The 20,875-nt window shown below is 40.2% G+C and carries 19 protein-coding genes; all 19 read left to right on the top strand.

The genetic code is table 11. The features are described from left to right. The first annotated feature begins 156 nt into the window (after positions 1–156). The 19 genes from metH (at position 157) to AC1D69_RS16510 (ending at position 20,749) form a co-directional block, all read left to right on the top strand. Positions 157–3,549 carry a methionine synthase gene (metH, locus tag AC1D69_RS16600; RefSeq protein ID WP_495457348.1) on the top strand — a complete coding sequence of 1,131 codons (3,393 nt, stop codon included), beginning with the start codon at positions 157–159 and terminating at the stop codon, positions 3,547–3,549. Positions 3,550–3,655: 106 nt separating this feature from the next. Next, positions 3,656–4,585 carry a ribonuclease Z gene (gene rnz / locus AC1D69_RS16595; protein ID WP_495457258.1) on the top strand — a complete coding sequence of 310 codons (930 nt, stop codon included), beginning with the start codon at positions 3,656–3,658 and terminating at the stop codon, positions 4,583–4,585. Between the two features lie 345 nt (positions 4,586–4,930). After that, on the top strand, positions 4,931–5,719 hold the full coding sequence (locus AC1D69_RS16590; RefSeq protein WP_495457257.1) for a TIGR01457 family HAD-type hydrolase: 789 nt from the start codon (positions 4,931–4,933) through the stop codon (positions 5,717–5,719). A gap of 66 nt (positions 5,720–5,785) precedes the next feature. Further along, on the top strand, positions 5,786–6,601 hold the full coding sequence (locus tag AC1D69_RS16585) for an Fpg/Nei family DNA glycosylase (protein ID WP_495457256.1): 816 nt from the start codon (positions 5,786–5,788) through the stop codon (positions 6,599–6,601). After that, positions 6,591–7,445 carry a deoxyribonuclease IV gene (locus AC1D69_RS16580; RefSeq protein ID WP_495457255.1) on the top strand — a complete coding sequence of 285 codons (855 nt, stop codon included), beginning with the start codon at positions 6,591–6,593 and terminating at the stop codon, positions 7,443–7,445. The genes AC1D69_RS16585 and AC1D69_RS16580 overlap by 11 nt, the downstream gene beginning before the upstream one ends. 50 nt (positions 7,446–7,495) lie before the next feature. After that, positions 7,496–7,852, top strand: a complete 357-nt coding sequence (locus AC1D69_RS16575) for a cyclic-phosphate processing receiver domain-containing protein (protein ID WP_495457347.1) — start codon at positions 7,496–7,498, stop codon at positions 7,850–7,852. After that, a complete protein-coding gene (locus AC1D69_RS16570) occupies positions 7,839–8,156 on the top strand; it encodes a thioredoxin family protein (protein WP_495457254.1) in 318 nt (105 codons plus the stop codon). Before AC1D69_RS16575 ends, AC1D69_RS16570 begins: the two co-directional genes overlap by 14 nt. Beyond that, positions 8,156–8,929, top strand: a complete 774-nt coding sequence (locus AC1D69_RS16565; protein ID WP_495457253.1) for an ABC transporter ATP-binding protein — start codon at positions 8,156–8,158, stop codon at positions 8,927–8,929. The genes AC1D69_RS16570 and AC1D69_RS16565 overlap by 1 nt, the downstream gene beginning before the upstream one ends. A 15-nt stretch (positions 8,930–8,944) precedes the next feature. After that, positions 8,945–10,018, top strand: a complete 1,074-nt coding sequence (locus tag AC1D69_RS16560) for an SAM-dependent methyltransferase (protein ID WP_495457346.1) — start codon at positions 8,945–8,947, stop codon at positions 10,016–10,018. 222 nt (positions 10,019–10,240) lie between these two features. Then, positions 10,241–11,716, top strand: a complete 1,476-nt coding sequence (locus tag AC1D69_RS16555) for a serine/threonine protein kinase (RefSeq protein WP_495457252.1) — start codon at positions 10,241–10,243, stop codon at positions 11,714–11,716. A gap of 33 nt (positions 11,717–11,749) precedes the next feature. Beyond that, complete coding sequence (locus tag AC1D69_RS16550; RefSeq protein WP_495457251.1) at positions 11,750–12,757, top strand: SAF domain-containing protein; 1,008 nt, start codon at positions 11,750–11,752, stop codon at positions 12,755–12,757. 24 nt (positions 12,758–12,781) lie between these two features. After that, positions 12,782–13,495, top strand: coding sequence for a hypothetical protein (locus AC1D69_RS16545; RefSeq protein ID WP_495457250.1), 714 nt, complete (start codon positions 12,782–12,784; stop codon positions 13,493–13,495). Then, entirely contained in the window at positions 13,492–14,340 is an 849-nt protein-coding gene (locus AC1D69_RS16540; RefSeq protein WP_495457249.1) for a hypothetical protein, read from the top strand. The genes AC1D69_RS16545 and AC1D69_RS16540 overlap by 4 nt, the downstream gene beginning before the upstream one ends. Next, positions 14,341–16,227: a pilus assembly protein CpaF gene (locus AC1D69_RS16535; protein ID WP_495457248.1), complete on the top strand. Its 1,887-nt coding sequence runs from the start codon at positions 14,341–14,343 to the stop codon at positions 16,225–16,227. Next, positions 16,217–18,289, top strand: a complete 2,073-nt coding sequence (locus AC1D69_RS16530) for a hypothetical protein (protein WP_495457247.1) — start codon at positions 16,217–16,219, stop codon at positions 18,287–18,289. Before AC1D69_RS16535 ends, AC1D69_RS16530 begins: the two co-directional genes overlap by 11 nt. A gap of 13 nt (positions 18,290–18,302) precedes the next feature. Continuing rightward, positions 18,303–18,794 carry an ABC transporter permease gene (locus AC1D69_RS16525; RefSeq protein ID WP_495457246.1) on the top strand — a complete coding sequence of 164 codons (492 nt, stop codon included), beginning with the start codon at positions 18,303–18,305 and terminating at the stop codon, positions 18,792–18,794. 17 nt (positions 18,795–18,811) lie between these two features. Continuing rightward, complete coding sequence (locus AC1D69_RS16520; RefSeq protein ID WP_495457245.1) at positions 18,812–19,210, top strand: hypothetical protein; 399 nt, start codon at positions 18,812–18,814, stop codon at positions 19,208–19,210. Next, positions 19,210–19,770: a hypothetical protein gene (locus tag AC1D69_RS16515; protein WP_495457244.1), complete on the top strand. Its 561-nt coding sequence runs from the start codon at positions 19,210–19,212 to the stop codon at positions 19,768–19,770. Before AC1D69_RS16520 ends, AC1D69_RS16515 begins: the two co-directional genes overlap by 1 nt. Further along, positions 19,757–20,749 carry a hypothetical protein gene (locus tag AC1D69_RS16510; protein ID WP_495457243.1) on the top strand — a complete coding sequence of 331 codons (993 nt, stop codon included), beginning with the start codon at positions 19,757–19,759 and terminating at the stop codon, positions 20,747–20,749. Before AC1D69_RS16515 ends, AC1D69_RS16510 begins: the two co-directional genes overlap by 14 nt. Positions 20,750–20,875: the final 126 nt, after the last annotated feature.

Below are 20,875 nucleotides of genomic sequence, written 5' to 3'. Positions count from 1 at the left end.
GATTTATAGAAAACCTTCTCCTATCTAGTGTAATCCGACTAAAGTTACCTTTTCTATTGTTAGGTATTCTGTTAAACTAATATTTAACGTTTTGCAGGGGGGATAAAGTTGAATAGACAGAGCCTAGAAGAATCTTTAAAAGAACGAATATTCATAATGGATGGCGCTATGGGGACGATGATCCAACAAGAGGATCTCTCACCACAAGATTTCGGTGGAGAAGCGTTGGATGGTTGTAATGAGATGTTAGTTCTTACACGTCCAGATGTCATTGAAGGAATTCATGAAAAGTACCTGGATGCAGGTGCAGATATGATCGAGACGAATACATTTGGTGCAACATCCGTTGTACTCGCTGATTATGATATACCGGAAAAGGCTCGGGAGATCAACTTGAAGGCGGCGGAACTCGCACGTCGTGCTGCAGATAAATATAGTACGGAAAGTAAACCACGTTATGTTGTTGGGGCTATGGGACCTACGACGAAGACGTTGTCCGTCACAGGCGGGGTTACATTTAAAGAACTAATCGAATCTTATGAAGAACAAGCCATTGCACTAATCGAAGGTGGCGTGGACTTGCTTCTATTAGAGACGAGTCAAGATACGCTGAATGTAAAAGCTGGAAGTATCGGTATTCGTCAGGCTTTTGAACATACAGGTGTGTCACTTCCTATTATGATATCGGGTACGATCGAACCGATGGGTACCACATTGGCTGGACAGAATATTGAATCTTTTTATATATCATTAGAACATCTTAATCCGATTTCGATTGGACTCAATTGTGCTACAGGACCTGAGTTCATGCGTGATCATATTCGCTCACTTGCTGCAATGGCCAAAACAGCTGTTAGTTGTTATCCAAATGCAGGTCTACCAGATGAGGACGGGAATTATCACGAGTCACCTGAGTCACTCTCACTTAAGCTCGCGGCTTTCGCTGAGAATGGATGGTTGAACATAGCAGGAGGTTGTTGTGGAACGACTCCAGATCATATACGAGCGATGGCAGAGACCCTCTCGAAGTATGAACCGCGGCGTGTATATGGTGAACATCCACCAGCAGTCTCAGGGGTTGATGCTGTCTTTATAGAGCCAGATAATCGTCCTATCATGATCGGTGAGCGGACGAATATTTCAGGATCGCGGAAATTCAAACGATTGATTAAGGAAGAGAAATTTGACGAGGCTTCCGAAATAGCACGTTCGCAGGTTAAAGGCGGAGCTCAGATTATAGATATTAACTTACAGGATACAGATATTGATGAGGAATTTGCTGTGAATCAGTTTCTTCCTATGGTTGCTAAGAAAGTCAAAGCGCCACTCATGATCGATTCTACGTATGATCATATTATCGAACTAGGTCTTCAGTATTCTCAAGGGAAAGCGATAATTAACTCCATTAACCTTGAAGATGGTGAATCAAAGTTTGAGAAAATAGTTCCACTTATTCATTCATATGGAGCAGCAGTGGTCTGTATCTTAATCGATGAGCGTGGGCAAGCGGTAACACGGGAAGCTAAACTTGAAGTAGCAAGCCGTTCCTACGATCTTCTTGTGAATAAGTATGGCCTGAAACCAGAAGACATTATATTTGATCCTAACATGTTCCCTGTAGGTTCAGGTGATCCGCAATATATTGGTTCTGCTGTTGAAACCATCGAAGGTATTAAGTTAATTAAGGAAAAGTATCCTGAGACAAAAACGATACTAGGACTTAGTAATATCTCTTTCGGGTTACCAGATGCAGGCCGTGAAGTATTGAACTCAGTATACCTGTATGAATGTACTAAGGCTGGGCTCGATTATGCTATCGTGAACACAGAGAAACTAGAGAGATATGCATCCATATCTCAAGAAGATCGTCGTCTTGCTGAAGATCTGATTTTCCGAACAAGTGACCAGACGTTGGCTGATTTTGTAGCTGCTTTTCGAGAAAAGAAAGTTGTGAAAAAAGAGGCGATTTCGAATCTTTCCTTAGAAGAGCGTCTTGCCTCTTATGTTGTGGAAGGTACGAAGGAAGGACTTATTCCAGATCTGAGTGAAGCACTCAAGAAATACTCTGCACTTGAAGTTATTAATGGTCCTCTGATGGATGGAATGGCGGAAGTGGGTCGACTTTTTAACAATAACGAGTTGATTGTAGCTGAAGTATTACAAAGTGCCGAAGTCATGAAAGCATCCGTTACCTACCTTGAAGATTTCATGGAAAAGAATGAGAGTAGTGTTAAAGGGAAGATTATATTAGCCACTGTAAAAGGTGACGTGCATGATATTGGTAAGAACTTAGTTGAGATCATTCTCTCCAATAATGGTTATCAGATCATTAATTTGGGTATAAAAGTACCACCGGAAAAGATTATTGAAGCTTATCGTGAAGAGAAGGCTGATATTATCGGTTTATCTGGGTTACTTGTGAAATCTGCACAACAGATGGTGATTACAGCTCAGGATTTGAAGAACGCTGGGATTGATGTTCCGATCATGGTAGGTGGAGCTGCCCTTACACGTAAGTTCACCAAAACACGAATTAATCCTGAGTATAATGGGATGGTACTCTATTCAAAAGATGCTATGGATGGACTAGATACAGCGAATAAGATCATGGATCCAGTACAACGCGAAATTTTGTTGGCAGAATCGAAGGCTGAGCAAGAGGCGATCCAATCTGCTAGTGTTGCTACACTTCCATTACCGGAATTGACACGAGCAATGAAGTCTAATATTGCAACAGATAACCCTGTCATTATTCCACCGGATACGGATCGTCACGTTCTACGTAATTATCCGATAGATCACATTATCCCTTATGTGAATATGCAGATGCTCTTGGGGCACCATCTAGGCTTACGGGGATCAGTTGAAACATTATTGGCTGAAGGAAATGTGAAGGCTGTAGAACTAAAGGAAACAGTTGATACTATTCTGGATGAGGCAAGACAGAATGCCATTATTCAGGCACATGCCATATATCAGTTCTTCCCGGCACAATCACAAGGGAATAATATCATTATCTATGATCCACAAGATCATGCGAAAGTGTTACACACATTTACGTTCCCTCGACAGAAGGTAGAACCGTATCTATGTTTAGCAGATTTCTTGAAATCTGTAGAAAGTGGTACTATGGATTATGTTGGATTCCTTATTGTTACTGCAGGACATGGTGTTCAACAATTATCAACTGAATGGAAAGATAAAGGGGACTATCTTCGTTCACATGTGTTGCAGGCAGTAGCTCTAGAAACTGCTGAAGGACTTGCTGAACGTATTCATCATATGATGCGTGATTCATGGGGATTCCCTGATCCAGCAGACATGACAATGAAGAAAAGACATGGGGCTCGTTATCAAGGAATTAGGGTATCCTTTGGATATCCGGCTTGTCCTGATCTTGAAGATCAAGGACCGTTGTTTAAGCTACTACAACCAGAAGATGTTGGTATTGAGTTAACAGAAGGTTTCATGATGGAGCCGGAAGCTTCTGTATCAGCAATGGTATTTAGTCATCCACAAGCTCAATATTTCAACGTTGAAAAATTATAAAAAGTGTAATCTATGAAGTAAATACCATCAGGACATGTCTGTATAAGGTCCTCCGATATTTTCGGAGGACCTTATGCAGGTTGTTAAAGGGAGCTGATTTAGACATATGGATTTAATGTTTCTAGGTACGAATGCAGGTGTTCCTACGCTTCAACGCAATGTAACCTCCATTGCATTGCGTTTATATGAAGAAAGACGAAGCTTCTGGTTATTTGATTGCGGTGAGGCTACACAACACCAAATTCTAAAATCACCATTGAAGCTAAGTAAGTTAGAGAAAATATTTATAACGCATTTACACGGAGACCATTTATTTGGTCTTCCAGGGTTACTTGCGAGTCGAAATAATCAAGGCGGAACGTCATTATTAACGGTATACGGACCGAAGGGTATTAAAGAATTTTTAGACACCACATTGAAGTTGAGCCAATCTCGATTGGATTATGATTTAGATGTCGTGGAGCATGAGGGCGGCGTTATTTTTGAAGATCAGGGATTTGTGGTTGAATCCGAACTATTGGAGCATCGCATTGATAGCTATGGATACCGTGTGACGGAGAAGGAACGTATAGGAACGCTTAACCTTGCACTTCTAGAATCGCTCGGAATCAAACCGGGTCCTGTGTATGGGAAGATCAAGAACGGAGAGAGTATTGAACTTGAGAATGGCTCTGTTCTACTACCTGAAGAAGTATTAGGACTACCGAAGAAGGGAAGAGTGGTTACCATTCTTGGTGATACTCGACCATGTTCTACCGTTATCACTCTAGCACAAGATGCGGATATACTTGTGCACGAAGCCACGTTCCTTCATGAGATGGTAAATACGGCTTACGAATACCATCATAGCACAGCTGTTCAAGCGGCTACTGCTGCTATGAAGGCCAAAGCTAAATGTCTCGTACTGACTCATTTTAGTTCACGATATAAAGATATGGAGCAGCTAGGTGGGCTTCTTGAAGAAGCGCAATCCATTTTTCCAAACACAATATTAGCAGAAGAATTTCACATTCTTCCAATTGAACGGATTCAATGAGATAATTGAGTTGTATAACTCTGGAGAAACTCTTGAATTATTTTCCGGGAAAGCGCAGGTTTAGACACAGGATTCCATGGTATTCATAGAAAATCCGGTGATCCTTCGATACTATGTGACGAATATTGAGTAGAAGTGATGCTAAATGTGCTCTTTAAACCTTCGATTGTCATAAAGTAATGCTAAGTTAATTTTCTGTGTTTATTTCCTAATGATACATTTCCCACTGTGGGAATAGAAAGATACAGGTAATATGTTTTTGAGAAATGAGATTAAATACTAATACCATTAATTAAATGGAGGGTAGCTGATGTGTACTCTCCATTGAAAGGATGCTTCTATCATATGAAAACATCTAAAGGCCTATTAATTGATCTTGATGGCACGTTATATCATGGGGAACATATGATTTCAGGAGCAGATACACTTATTAATACGTTAAAATCCATGGATATCCCGTATCTGTTCGTAACCAATAACTCATCGAGAACCGCACAAGATGTAGCAGCTCTATTAAATGGGATGGGCATACAAGCTGTTCCTGAAGATGTTTGTACTTCATCACAGGCTGCCGCAAAGTATATTGCTGAAGAATCACCTGGGGCAAGGGTAGCAATTCTGGGGGAAGATGGCCTACGTCAAGCACTAGCTGAAGCAGGTTTGCAAGAAGTTGAGGTGTCACCACAATATGTGGTTCAAGGTATTGATCGGAATTTTACATACCAATCTTTAGCTGCAGCGATCCGTTGGATTAGTGAAGGCGCACAATACATTCTAACGAATCCTGACTTACTTCTTCCTTCAGATCATGGGCAAATCCCAGGTGCGGGCACAATCTCGGCTTCAATTGAAGCTGGGAGTGGTGTGAAGCCCATTGTCATTGGTAAACCATCCAGTCACTTAATGACTTATGCAACGGATATACTAGGGATGAAACCATCTGAAGTCATAGTGATTGGTGATAATATGCGTACCGATATTGCTGCAGGTGCAGCTGCTGGTTGCGAAACGATTCTTGTTCTTACAGGAATTACGACGGATAATAACTTACAGCAGCATATACAGACTACAGGAGTAGAACCGGATACCATTTGTAAAGATTTGCATGAGCTTATAAAACTCCTGACTTCTTAAATGATAAGTATTTCAATAATTTGAATTTAAATCGTTATTCTCACACATGAAAGGGTCGAAGTCCACATGCCAGAAATGCCGGAAATGGAAAACTATCGCAAACTAATTTCTGACCAAATATTAAACATACCCATCACGAATGTAAAAGTGAATAGGGAGAAGTCGATTAATATGGAAGGAGATATGTTTATCTCCGAATTGTTGAACACAAGAGTTATTTTTGTAGAGCGTCGGGGTAAATATCTGAATTTCCATTTAAATAATGGTCGTAGATTGTTAGTCCATCTTATGCTTGGTGGACTCTTATATATGGGCACGAACGAGGATCTCCCTCAACGCAATACACAAGTGGAAATTTCATTTGGAGAGGTTACATTATATTTCATCGGCCTACGTCTAGGTTATGTGCATTTATTATCTGCGAAAGAAGTAGAACAAGTTCTGGGTCAATTGGGTCCAGAAGTGACGGATCGTAGAATGGACAGCAATCGATTCGCGAGCATTGTCAAAGGTCGTCGTGGTTCATTAAAGACACTTCTCGTGAACCAAAATATTATTGCTGGAATAGGGAATCGTTATTCGGATGAGATTGCTTATGATGCAGGATTGTTGCCATCGGTAAAAGTGCAGGATTTGGGGCCAGAAGCGATAGACCGATTATATACAAGTATGAAATCTGTTCTAAGTAAAGCAGTCGAAGCTGGTGGTTATATTGACATGCCAGTGATGAAAGATGACACCCACACGGGGAGTTATAAATCAGAATTCAAAGTACATGATCGTGAAAGTGAACCTTGTGGTACATGTGCAGGACTCGTAGTTAAAGTAGAGTTGAATGGACGCAAAACATTTTATTGCCCTACTTGTCAGCATGAACAATAACATGAAGATTGGAAGTCATATCAGTATTCGAGGTGGCTATGCTAAAGCGGCGCGTCGAGCGATGGATATGGGGGCTCGATCTTTTCAATATTTTCCTAAGAATCCGCGGAGTTTGCATATTAAAGAATTCGATGCTAGAGACGCTGCAAGGTGTAAGTTAATTTGTGAAGAAGCGGATATCGTTAGTATTGCGCACACTCCTTATCCCGTTAATTTAGCCATTGATGAGCGTGATGATCCTGCGTTGTTTAATCTTACTGTGAGTTCTATACAGAATGATTTGAACATCGCTGAAGCCTGCGGTTCACTCGGGGTCGTGGTTCATTTTGGTCATTATAAAGGGATTGAGCCATTACAAGGGTATAAAAATATATTACAATGTCTTAATAAGGTACTCACCTCTTGGGAAGGAAAGGCAAAGATATTAATTGAGAATCAAGCGGGACATGGGCATATGATGGGAACTACGCTTGAAGAAATGGTTAATATTCGAAGTTTGTCCCAATATCCTGAGAAAATTAGCTTCTGCTTCGATACATGTCATGCATTTACAGCAGGATTATGGGATACTTCGGTTAGTCAATTGTTATTCGATAAAGGTGTAACATTGGATTATTGGAAAAACCTCGTTGCCGTTCATCTCAATGATTCACGTTTTCCTTACGGTTCTGGTCAAGATCGACATGCGCGTGTAGGAGAGGGTTATATTGGAGAGCCGGCTTTGCAAGAGCTATTATCCTTCCATGGCATGGATCATGTAGCGATCGTGATGGAGACTGAAGTCGGTGAAGATGGTACACACAAAGAGGATATTGCCAAAGTCCTCCGTTGGACATCGATGTGAGTAGTTACTTTAAATGAGGATTTGTGAAACTATTGAAAAGGATGATGACTGTGATTCATTTGTATTTAGATGACTATCGTCGCTGTCCTAAAGGATTCTCCTTAGCACGCAATGGAGAAGAATGTTTAATGATGCTTCGTGAATGTGAAGTAGATATTTTATCTCTAGATTACGAGCTTGGCTTCGATAGTAACATGTGTGGTGGAGATGTAGTGGCTGCGCTCATTCGAGAAGGTTTGTATCCACGCGAAGTGTATCTCCATACTTCTAGTCTGTCAGGGAAACAGGAGATGTATCAGATGTTATATGAGCATAAACCTGCGGGGATGATTCTCCACAATGGACCGATGAGTGATAAGGTATTACTCCGTATTGCAAAGGATTCTGATCTACATGTTGACTCTTAATGAACAAGAGTTACGTACCCAAATGAATGAGAAGGGTAGACCGATAGCTGTGTTTCTGTATACACCACTATGTGGAACATGCAAGGTTGCTCGACGGATGTTAGAGATTACGGAGCACTTACTTCCTGAGGATATACTATCGGCGGCGGATGTTAACATGATGCCTCAGATCGCTCAGGAGTATCAAATTCGAAGTGTACCTGCTCTCTTGCTAATGGACGCGAATCGTAAACACCCACCTAGTATTCGCTATCGTATGGGATCTGTGGAGGAGTTGTTAGAAGCTATTAGGAGTGTGATGTAATGATATCCATGCAACATATTACTCTTCAAAGAGAGAATGATATTATACTGGATGATGTATCGCTTGAGATTAAGAGTGGCGAGAACTGGGCGATCTTAGGTCGAAATGGTTCTGGGAAGACAACTCTTCTGGAAATGATGACGGGTTATTTATTTCCAAGTAGGGGTCGAGTTGAAGTAATGGGGAATGTATATGGACAATGCGATATTCGAGAAATACGCAAAAGCATTGGGTATATCAGTCCTTCACTATTAGATCGATTTACCGCGACAGATACGGTGTGGGAAGTTGTAGCAACAGGTGCGTATGCATACTTGCGCTTCTATGAAGTCATTCCGCAAGAGGTAAAAGAGAATGCATATCGTTTATTAGAAGAGATGAACATGGCGCGATTGTCAGAGCATTCATTAGGTACATTATCTCAAGGTGAACGTAAAAAGGTATTACTGGCTCGTTGTTTAATGGCAAATCCTAAACTTCTTATTATGGACGAGCCTTGTGCAGGTCTAGATCTATTTGAACGGGAAAAAATGTTAGTTGAAGTAGATCGTTTGCGCAAGAGAGATATAACAGTTGTTTATGTTACCCATCATGTAGAAGAAATTGTTCCACTCTTTACCCATGTTGCACTCATTAAAGATGGTAAGCTGGCTGGAGCGGGACCTAAAGAACAAGTTCTAAATAAAGAAATGATTATGCGTACCTATGAGATTCCAGTGGAACTGGAATGGGACGGTGGACGTCCCTGGATCAAGGTAACTTCTGGAGGTTAATCCGAATTGGATGATATTAAAGTAAATATTAGTGAAGAAGAACAACAACAACAAGAGCAACAAGAACAACGACAATCACAGTTTATTTGTACCGCAAATCATGGGTTCGCGCCATTTGCCCAAGAGGAATTGCGACGCTTGTTCGGAAGTGTCAAAAGTACGGTTCTCATCTCCGGTGAGGTGTTTTTGGTAAGCGTGGCATATTCATGGGACGAAGTGGCGAATATGATTGCGCAACAAGCACCTATCTTTGTTCGACACATTCAACCTGTAGATTTTGAGATTGCGGCTGATCAATTGAATGAAGGATTATCTGAGTTGAAGGAAGTTCTACTGCGTCAAGATGTACTACAGGGAGCGAGTGTTTCACTTCAAGTACGTAAATCCGAAAAGAGCCTAAGTGAACAAAGTGCGGGTGCACTTAGAGAACAACTACTTGTAGATTTGGCAGACCTACACGCGGAATTCACGGTTCAAGATGCGAAATGGATTCTGTCTGTGTTTGTATCATCCGACCATATTTATGCGGGCATATCTCTGCCTAAGGATAATCTTTCGGATTGGAATGGTGGTGCTGTTCGTTTCCAACGGGAAGAAGGTCAGATTTCTCGAGCTAAATTTAAGTTACTAGAGGCGGAGAAATCCTTCGGTATTGATTTCACTGCTTTTCGCCATGCTCTTGATATAGGTGCTGCACCGGGGGGATGGACATCGTTCTTACTTGAACGTGGAATTCATGTGACTGCGGTTGATCCAGCGAAGATGCATGATTCATTAGTGAATAACTCTCAATTAAAAATTATGCGTAAGAATGCTTCAGTAGTTAAATTCCGTGATAATCAATTTGATCTAATTGTATGCGATATGAGCTGGAGTCCTAAGCAAATGGTTAAACTGGTCAAAGATTTATTGTATAGTTTGTCCCCTGGAGGTACAGCTATAGTTACAGTTAAGCTTATGCATAAGAAGCCGATGGCATTGATCAAGGATGTGATCGCATCATTTGAAGAAGATCAGATGCAATTACAATATGCTAAGCAGCTCTTCCATAATCGGGACGAGATAACGCTTCATATGATTAAATATTAATGCGTTGAATTCGTTGATTTGATGACTTTTATCCGATTTACTCGTACTTTTCAAAAATAAACCTTTACAAGTGTCTTTGTAATGATTTATGATAATTCCAAAATTAACCAAAGAACAACATTAGGGAAAGTATCCCGAAGAGTTCGAAGAATATCGGTTCAATCCGCTTCTTCACTTTTCTGGATACTTTCCTTTTTTTTGTTGCTACATGGAGGTGAAATAATGAATCAACGGTCTTTCCTTCAAAAGGGGCATATCATTGGTGGAAGATACATGATCCATCATGTGATAGGTTCTGGAGGAATGAGTCATGTTTATTTGGCCGATGATCTGAAGTTGTTAGGTAAACAGTGGGCTGTAAAAGAGTGTTTTTCTTTTCCACAGCAACTAATCAACATCGAGGATGAAGCGGAGCTTCTAATTACACTAAGTCATCCAAGACTTCCACGGATTGTAGACTTTTTTCCACCCCATGGAGGAGATCATGCCTATTTAGTCATGGATTATATCCAAGGAGTTACATTGGAGAAGTATTTCAGTAGTCATAATAGAAAAGTAAGTTGCGATTTTATCATTACCCTTGCAGAACAAGTACTAGATGTACTTGATTATCTACATAAACATGATCCTCCTATCATTTTTCGCGATCTTAAGCCATCCAATATCATGCTGACATCCCAACTAGAAGTCCGATTAATAGACTTTGGAATCGCACGTAACTACAACCAAGAGAAGGATCAAGATACGGTGAAACTTGGGACAGTCGGGTTTGCAGCTCCCGAGCAATATGGTAGTGGTCAGAGTGATGCGCGATCGGACTTATATGGCTTAGGGGCCTTACTCTTATATCTAGTCACAGGAGGAACGGCCAGCGAATGGACGGATGGGATAGAATCTAAGGTTCGTAGTGATTTCCCAAAAGAGATGATATCTGTAATACGTAAATGCTTACAACAATCACCAGATAATCGATATCAATCAGCACAGGATGTAAGCAAGGTATGGATGAGAAATAACCAACCTGTAAGTCATTCTTCTCAGACTAGAGTTACAGAACAAATAGGAACTCGAGTGATTGCTGTTATGGGCGTCGGTTCAGGTGCTGGTACTACACACACAGCTATTTGTATCGCACATTATTTAGCTAGAACTTTTAGCAAGGTTGCCATCGTTGAAATGAATATGAACGCTTCTTCATTTACTAGAATTCAGGAGGTGATCGAAGGGAGAACGAGTGTTACGAAGCAACAAGAGCGACGATTCTCGGTAGAGGATGTAGATTATTACCGACAGACTGCAAGAGCTAATGTGATCGCATTACTTGGGGGGAGTTACAGTTTTGTAGTTATGGATTTGGGTTCATACCGTGATAACGACCGATTGGAAGAGTTTCTGAGGGCTGATGTTCCAATTCTTGTTGGTTGGGGTTCGGAATGGCGCATGCAGGATATGAATGATGTCATACACAGTCTTGGGAGATATCCTCAGAACAAATGGGTATATTGTTTACCTCTTGCAGCTCCGGATGCCGTGCAACGTCTTCGTAAACAGATGAATACTACTAAAGTCTACAGCTTACCTGTACATGTGGATCCTTTTGATCGATGTGATCAGACGGAAAAAGTGATGGATCAACTATTTCAAGGCATTGTACCTGGCTTAGTGAAACGAAAAAGGTTTCGATTCGGATTAGGATAGCATTGAGAATGACTTCTAGAAGGGAGAAAGACGATGTCTAAGATCCGGCAGCGTAGTAAGAACCTGATCTATTCTGGACTTGCAGGGGCTGCTATTGTGGGAATTATGTTTGCAGGGTACGTGATATACAACATCAGAGACACCAATAAGCAGCAATTAAACCTGAGATTAGAGTATGAACAAAAGGTTCAGGTCATGAAGGATGAACAAGATAAACAGGAACAATCCATGGTTAGTGGATATGTAACTTCAAGTGATATTGCAGCAGGACAGATGATACAACAGAAGGATCTGGTCTCAGTGAAATTACCACCCATGGCCTCTCCAGAGAACTTAATTGCGAACAATGAGGACATTGTAGGATCTAGTAGTAAAATTGAACTCCGAAAAGGAACACCCTTGACCAAGACGATGTTCTTTGAAGGTGCAGTGACCTCTCCCGATTTGAGAAATAGAGAGATTAACGTTATTAACCTTCCTACGAACCTTAAGATTGACGAGGTGGTAGATGTACGTATTCAATTTCCAACAGGCCAAGACTACATCGTTCTGTCGAAGAAAAAAATTGATAATTTGTTAAGTCCAACGATGTGGATCAGACTTAATGAACAAGAAATCTTAACGTTCTCAAGCGCCATGGTGGATGCCTACCTGCATAAGGCTACATTATATGCTTTAACGTATGTTGAACCACAAATGCAAGATGAGGCTATCCCAACTTACCCTATAAATAAAGAAGTTCAGAAACTAATAGCTAAGGATCCCAACATCGTGAACAAAGCAGAGCTGCATTTATCAGAATCCATTCGATTATCTTTAGAAGCCGATCTAGAACGAATGTCATTGGTTACTGGAACAGGCACTATAGAAACAATGAATAATTATGCCTCTAACTCTTCCGAAGTACCAACATCATTAGAAATGAATGAGGAGAACACAACTATTACCAACACGGATAATGAAATGAAAAATGATATTTTAGCACAGAATTCCCCCGCAGAAGAAATATTCTCAGATGCGCAAGATAACCCTTCACCGTAATGAAGAGAAAGGAGACACACACGATTGAAGACTTGGATGTTTGCCGGTATTCATGATAAAAGTGATTTGCTACTCTATCTGAGCATGATTCTAGCATCTACCAATAAGAGAGTTCTATTAGTAGATGCTACATTGACACATAAATATCCATTATATATTGGACAATTGGATTGTCCGTTGGCTATTACTGAGTTTATTAATTTTGATGTAGCATGCGGGTTTACTTCACATATGGATCTGGAGAGGCATTTACAAAATGAAGGAGAAGGAATAGATAAATATGATTATGTTATCTACGACATTGAAATTGAATCGTTCTGTTCAGTGAATATTTGGTTAGGAGCAGATGCAAGGATATGGACGATGGAGTATGGGGTTTGGTCATTGCATAGAGGAGCAGAATGGATGAACGATTGGATACACCAACACCCAGAGCTCAAAGGGCTCCCATTTCAACTCATATATTTACGAACAGTGGATTGTTTATTAGATCGTTCCTTTATGGATAGTTCCGTGGATAAATGGCCTGTAACCTGGGTGAATGAGTCTACGATTATTCCTTGGGATGAGCTGGATGTTGCGTTAAGGATCGAGAATGAGCATTTACGTCAACTGCGGCTCAAACCACTATCTAGGCGATACAAACGGGTGTTGTGTACATTAGTAGAACAGCTTACTGAGATTGAACATAAACAAATTAAGCGTGCGCTACACAAAGCAGAAAGGAGAAAAGCATGAGCACAGTTGCATTTTGGAGTCCTTTACAAGGAGGAAGTGGAAGCACCGCACATACCATTTCTGTCGCATCTATGATTGGGTTGGAATATCGAGTTCGTATGTTGCTCGGACATGGTGGAGCAGTAGGTGAGAGAGTGGAGGGAGCATTTCAGTCAGGCCAAGTTGCATTAGATCAGTCGTTTGTTTCATTTAATGATTGTGGCATGGATGCTTTGGAACGGTTATGTCTGAACCGACGTCTAAATAAAGAGAATATCCGCGATTACACGATACCGTTAATGCCTGAAAGATTCGACTTTGTTACTGGAAATGCAAAGAAGGAAGGTACACTTCCGGGATATAGACCTTCATTGTTACCGTCGATCCTCTCATGTGCTAACGAATATTATGATCTAGTACTCATGGATGCTGGATGTGGAAATGAAGATCTAGATAACAAAGGAGATGGAGCGCTTCTTAATAATGCAGATCTAATCGTCGTCAGTCTAACACAGAACATTAAAGCACTTGAAGCTTTTTTCTCAGGAGGAAAGCTGCCCGAAGCTCTTCATAATAAGCCATATATCATCGTGGTGGGTAGATATGACCGTGACTCTCACTGTACATTACAGAATATGAAGAGAAGATTTAAGTTCAAAGGTTCCATTCATGGGATTCCTTATTCGACTGACTTTCTAGATGCATGGAATATGCAGGCCGTATTGCCGTTTATACATAGAAGTCGACATATGAATAGTCATCAATCTGCGGCACCTTTTTATGAGAGTATTCGGTCTTTGGCAAAGGATATTATGGACCAGCTTAACCTAAGTTCTTCTATCAAAATGATGGAGAGGGGCGCTTAAATGCTCTTCGGAACGACTATAAACGCCATTATAATAGGTCTGATCACACTATTTGCTACATTGTTTCTTTATATTAAATTTCTAGAACTTCGTAGACCCATGCCGCAAATTACATCTGGCCATGAACATTATAGTATTGAATCAATGACGGAATTTGTTAAGGCGACTCTACATGAATTAACGCACAGTCAGTTGTCAGATCTAGGTCTTCACGAAGAAGAATATAGACGTAGATTGAACAAACGTAGTGAACTCCGGAAAGCACTTAAGGGATGTATCTCAGGTGACTTGTATGACAAGCAGTATGTAAAACAATTTATGAGTGATTTATTAATCAAGAGCTACGGATTAAGCGAGACCAATATTGACGGTGCTATTCCGTTTGAGCAGATTCATTTATTAAGTTCACAAGATCAATTCGAAATCATTCTTTATTTATATGGACAACAATTTCATCAAGATGCATTATCTCAATTATTTAAGCGTTATAAATTGGATGAACCTAGGATCCTTCCTCACTATGGAGATGAACCTGTCTATGCGATTGTTGCAGAAGATATTTCTCGTATTTTTTCCACGGAGTATCGGTTGTTGTCATTCGAGGAGAAGGTAGACATCGTTGCACAACGTATCTATCAGGAATATAAGGGGTTCTCCGTAGTAGATGAGTTACGTGATCAGCGGATTGATGGCATAAGTGGCGGCGTTAATGGAGTTACGGACTATGATTCTGAGTTGGATTGGTATACATCCCAGATGAGTGATCGAAGTGAAATGCCGACTAAAGCTATTGAAAGTGTGTGGGTATTTTATAAAGGAAAGTCTATTCATATGGCCTTTCTTTCTTTTGGATCAGAGCTTGAGTTGAAGCGTGTATGTCAGAACATTTACAAATACAACTATCCTGGACAATTGTCAGAGGCGGTAAGTTACAAAGTTAACGAAATGAAGGATGGCTCACGTGTCGTTGTCGTAAGACCGCCATTCTCGGAATCATGGGCTTTCTTTGTACGGAAGTTTGATGTTCCCAACGCAACCTTAGAACAACTTATTGTAGGAGAGAATGCAGAGCTGCCGATCGGAATTGTATCTTATTTGATGAAAGGTAGTCGAATTACAGCTGTAACTGGCGCCCAAGGTTCAGGTAAAACAACGCTGTTAATGGCCATGGTTCAATATATTTATGCTTCATATACGCTACGGGTACAGGAAATGGCATTTGAACTCCATCTACGTAAAATTTATAGTAGGCGTAACATATTAAGCTTTCGAGAGACAGAGCATATATCGGGACAAGCAGGTCTGGATCTACAGAAGAAAACAGATGGAACCGTCAATATTCTTGGTGAAGTGGCAAGTGATGAAGTCGCTTCGTGGATGATCCAAATGTCGCAAGTAGCAAGTTTGTTCACCGTATTTACGCATCATGCCAAAACGTTTAGAGATTTGATTCATTCGTTGCGTAACTCACTTCTCAAAAGCGGGGTGTTTCACAATGAAGCCATAGCAGAACAGCAAGTTGTGCATGTTATTAATTTCGATATTCATATGAAGCGGGATCCATATGGTAATCGATATATTGAACGAATTACAGAATGTATTCCTCGAGAAGAACCACCATTTCCGCCTTGGGCAGAGAGTGATGGGTCAATGAAACAAATGGTAGGTCAGTTCATGAAATTAAGTAATGAGTACTACCGAAGAGTAGGAGATAGGACCGCTTTTACTTCACGTAATGTCATTGAATATCGTGATGGAGGATATGTAGCCGTGCATCCGATCTCTGAACATAATTACCATGAGATGGTTGAGCAAATGAGCCCTGAAGATGCCATGTCCTTCGAGAGATTCACTAAGAATTACTGGGGTGAATGTGATGTCGGCTAACTTTGTATTAACAACAATCCTGATTATAACCTTGGTCATGTTCTGTATGACATATGGTTTTCTAGCTTGGATGAAGAGTAGAGAACAGAATGCCGAACAAACGGTCCTTTATGGTAACGAACTTACTCATAAATTCAAGTTCAAGGAGAGGTATCATTCCTTCTTACAATTATCTTATACAAGAGGAATGAAGCTTCCGCTCTTATCAAGCTATATAAGACGAATGCGAAAAAGGCTATCTGGCGTCCATGCCTACGATGAGTTTCATTTACGTCATGAATGCATGAAGATGACTTACGCTGTACTTGGAAGTATTGGCTGTTCAGTAATCATGTTGTTAACTATTAATCAGAGTTTAAGTTTTCTTTTGTCAGTCATTATTGCGGCAATCGTGATGAACAGTTTTATTGTAGATATGTATGTTAACGCCTTAGAACGAAGATTGTTATCACAGATGGTGGACCTCTTCTCTGATGTTCGTCATCGCTATCATCAACATGGCATGGTAGAAGAAGCGTTGTATGAAGCTGCAGAAACTGCTGGTTATGAGGTAGCCTTACATACTCGTAAAATTTATGAAGCACTTACTTCTAAGAATCCAAACGAGGAGCTTGAGAAATATTACGAAGCGGCACCCAATCGTTTTATTAAGGCGTTTGCGGGGATCTCTTACATGATTATGGAATTTGGAGACAAGGTGAAAGAGCACGGGTCCATTTATCTTCAAGGACTTAGCAGTCTCAGTAAGGAGATTCATCTCGAAATTCTGAGAAGAGACAAACTTGATTATTTATTGAAAGGTCTTAATGTAATTGCGCTGGCTCCTATTTTCTTTACAAAGCCTATTGAACGTTGGGCACGAAATAGTTTTCCAGCCATGGATCAATTCTACATGAGTAAGCTAGGATACATTACTAAGATTTCGATATTTGTCATCATTATTCTAGCGTATATGATTCTTCAGAAGTTACAACATAACGATGAGACTGTATACCGGGCTGGGAAAGAACATAAATCATGGGAACAAATCATAAATTCCTTCGGCTGGATCAGATGGATGGCTGTTCTGATAGGGCCTAAACCACAAACTAGACCCTACTATACCGTTATCAAGCTACTTAAAGATACGAACAGCCATTTAAAGGTGGAATGGTTCTATATTCGCCGAATGATGTTTTTTGTTCTTAGCTTTTTGATTACTTTAACCACAGTGTTGTTCCTACACTATTCTGAAAGAGAACATATTTTAGAAGATCCTGTCTCCACAAATGCGTTCTTTGGTCAGTTGTCAGTAGAACAGGAGTACGAGGGTAACCAATTAGCGACTAAGGATCGGCAAGTGATGGAGCAGGTTGGTATGTCTGCTATAGCAAACTATGATCAAGTGGCGTTAATAGTGGAGGGACAGGCGGATAAAGCAACGAGTAGTGAGGATCTGGTGACCAACGTTCAACGGATATTGGACAAGTTACAACAGTATAATTCCGAATATCTGAAATGGTGGGAATGTTTATTGGCTGTGTTACTAGGCATTATAGGGTACCAGTTCCCGCTATGGTTACTTTATTTTCAAAAGAAAGTACGAACGATGGATATGAAGCATGAAGTCTATCAATTCCATACCGTTCTATCGATGTTACGTGATATGGATCGCATGTCCGTGGAAGAGATGTTGGAATGGATGGAAAGGTTCTCTATGATCTTCAAAATCCCGTTGCAAAGATGTATTCTCCATTATGATCATGGTGCAGAGAAGGCGTTGTATGTACTGAAGGAAGACATTTTATTTGCAGAGTTTCAACGTATTGTAGACAAGCTTCTCTTAGCCGTAGAGAAAATCCCAATTGCTCAAGCGTTTGATGATCTGGAGAGTGAAATGTCATTCTATTTCGAGCAGCGTAAACAAGAATACGAGAAAATAATTGATACGAAAGCAGGATGGGGAAGAATAATCGGTTTTGCACCCATGTATGCCTTGATATTTCTGTATCTTGTTATTCCGCTGATTGGTATGAGTTTTATGCAAATGAACATGTATTACGAACAAATACAACACATTTAAGGAGATGGAGTTCATGAATAACGCTTCAACAGCATTAAAAGTAGCCGCAGGTATATTTCTAACGATTGCATTAATAACGATTGTAGTCATTTTGTTTATTTCAGCACAAGAGGCAACCAAAACAGCACAAAATAATTTCTCGGACATTCAAACGGAATTATCTCAAGCATCTTTCACTGTATATGATGGAACTACCATTAGTGGATCACAGGTGACAAACGCACTACGTAAATTTAAGGATAAAGATCAATTTGGAGTTAAGATTGAAACAGGTAAAAACCTAACTACGGGCGGTGCATGGTATGGTAATGCACTTAATATGACCGTGGCAAATACAAATAGCGAATATGGTTCGGTGATTAACCCCGGATCTCGACAAGGAAACATTAACGATACTATTGATGAAGCAAATGCAGAGTATGTGAATCCCAGCGGTAAATTTAGAGCTAGTATTGTAAAAGATAGTTCGAATGTCGTTCGGGGTCTTATATTTAGTCAATATTAATGGAGGAGGCAGCCTGAATGTCTGGAAATGCTCAGAGTATGATCTATTTAAGCACATCCTTGTTCATATTTGTGGGTGCTTGTTGGTTGTCTGTTAGTATGTCCAACCAAATGGATCATGCTTTGCAGGCTGTAAGTAAGGTCACAAGAGGACAAGATAGAACAATAGATGAGACTTATCGTTCCTTGGGAGCAGAAATATATAGTGGTTCTCAGGTATTATATAGCCTGAAGGGAAGCTTACCATTAGGACAACGTATTGAAATTGACAGTACAACCTTCAATGGTCCAGTAATGACTGCTCGAGATCAGGCTGTTATTGACCTGCAATCGAATTACTTGGTGAAATATATACGAGATGCTAACGGTAATATACAATCCCTTATATTTACGAAGGCGCCAAAGGGGACTCCCTAATGAGCAATGCTGTGTCTAAATTCGTAGCTGTTATTTTGGCATTATTGCTCTTATATATTTATCCAACCCTAGAAGCGGCAAGACACCAAGATGATCTTTCCCAGATGATTGTCACGAATGCTGTCACTCAATTTGTGGATGCTGTTAGATCGAAGGGATATGTAACACCTACCATGTACAATGAGTTTATTCGAGATGTATATGTTACAGGGAACGAGTACGTCATCCATATGGAACATTTACATAAGAAGTATCACCCGGAATATACGGATGCAGCAGATCCCAATACATTTCAAGATACATTTAATGTGGTGTACGAAGGCTTTTATGACTCCGATTTGACGGATGTTCTATTTCCAGATAACTCTTTACCACTAGATAGTGAGTCTCGGAAATATAAAATGATGGTTGGTGATTTCTTTAAAGTAACAATCACCAATTCAAATCGTACTCCAGCGAATGTGATGTCTGATTTGCTCTATGGCAGTGGGTCTATTTCAGGAGAACGTGCTGCAATCGCCTTCCCTTATGGAGGAATGGTCCTTAATGAAGATTACTGATTTATCGATTATCTTTGTATGTATTTTATTTCCTATCTTCATGATTAATGGACTACATGTAGAAGATCAAAAAGAAGTTCAAATATTAGAAATGAAATATACCGCGGCTCTACGAACGGCTGTTCAGGATGGTGGGAGAGTACTCAGTATGAATGAACAGCAGGAACTTGAGTCAGGGTATACTTCATCAAAGTTGTTTCGTGCGGATAAAGAGCTAGCTCTAAACATCTTTTTACGGACAATGTATATTAACATGGACATAGAGGATGATCCAATAGCTCAGTCTGTTCTACAGTGGTACATACCTGCCATTGTTGTGATGGATTATGATGGTTATTACATCTATACGATGGGTGAATACAAGGACGGTGCAGGAACTACTATTCAAAAACCGATGTGGACTACGAAGAAACCTTATTCGTATAGTGATAGGAACGGAAACAGTATTCATTTTACTTTAGATCAAGTAGTTGAAGCCTTTGATTCCAATAGTGGAAAGTGGTTACAAGGTCGGCAAGAAGAAATAAAGAACAGTACCACGATTCCATTACTTCAGGATAATCAACTGTTTGAACAAGTAAGAAGAACAGCGATTGTGAATACAATCCAAGATGATCTTAGTGTGTATATTCAGCGACATAATGACATCGCAACAAGAAATGGGATATCCTATTTATTTACTTTGCCAACAATCTCACAAGAAGAATGGAACAATACCGTCAACGATATTGGGATGATGGCGTTCGTTCAAGGAATCCCCGTAGGTGATCAATTTTATAATAACTATGCATTAGGCGGTGGTAGATTAGTAAAAGTTCCGGATATTCATGCAGGAATAGAACCGAGCACAGGGATTAAATATTACTACCGTGGTTCGTGTACATTTCCAATTCAATCAGACGAAATATATAATCATGCTAAAGACGCAGCACTAGCTGGATATATTGAAAAGGCTTGTTATAATACCATCATTCCGTAAGGTCCGATTAAATATGGGATACATTTATGCTGTAGCCCACCTCCTATTTATGTTACAATATAATCTTGACAGTAATTTTTAATCGTGATTAATTGATTTTCATAATAGATAGGAGTTAGAAAATAG

It is taken from the genome of Paenibacillus sp. Y301 (genome assembly GCF_059445505.1).
Note: the sequence above shows the minus strand (reverse complement) of the source record. Positions and strands in the feature narration are given on the sequence as shown.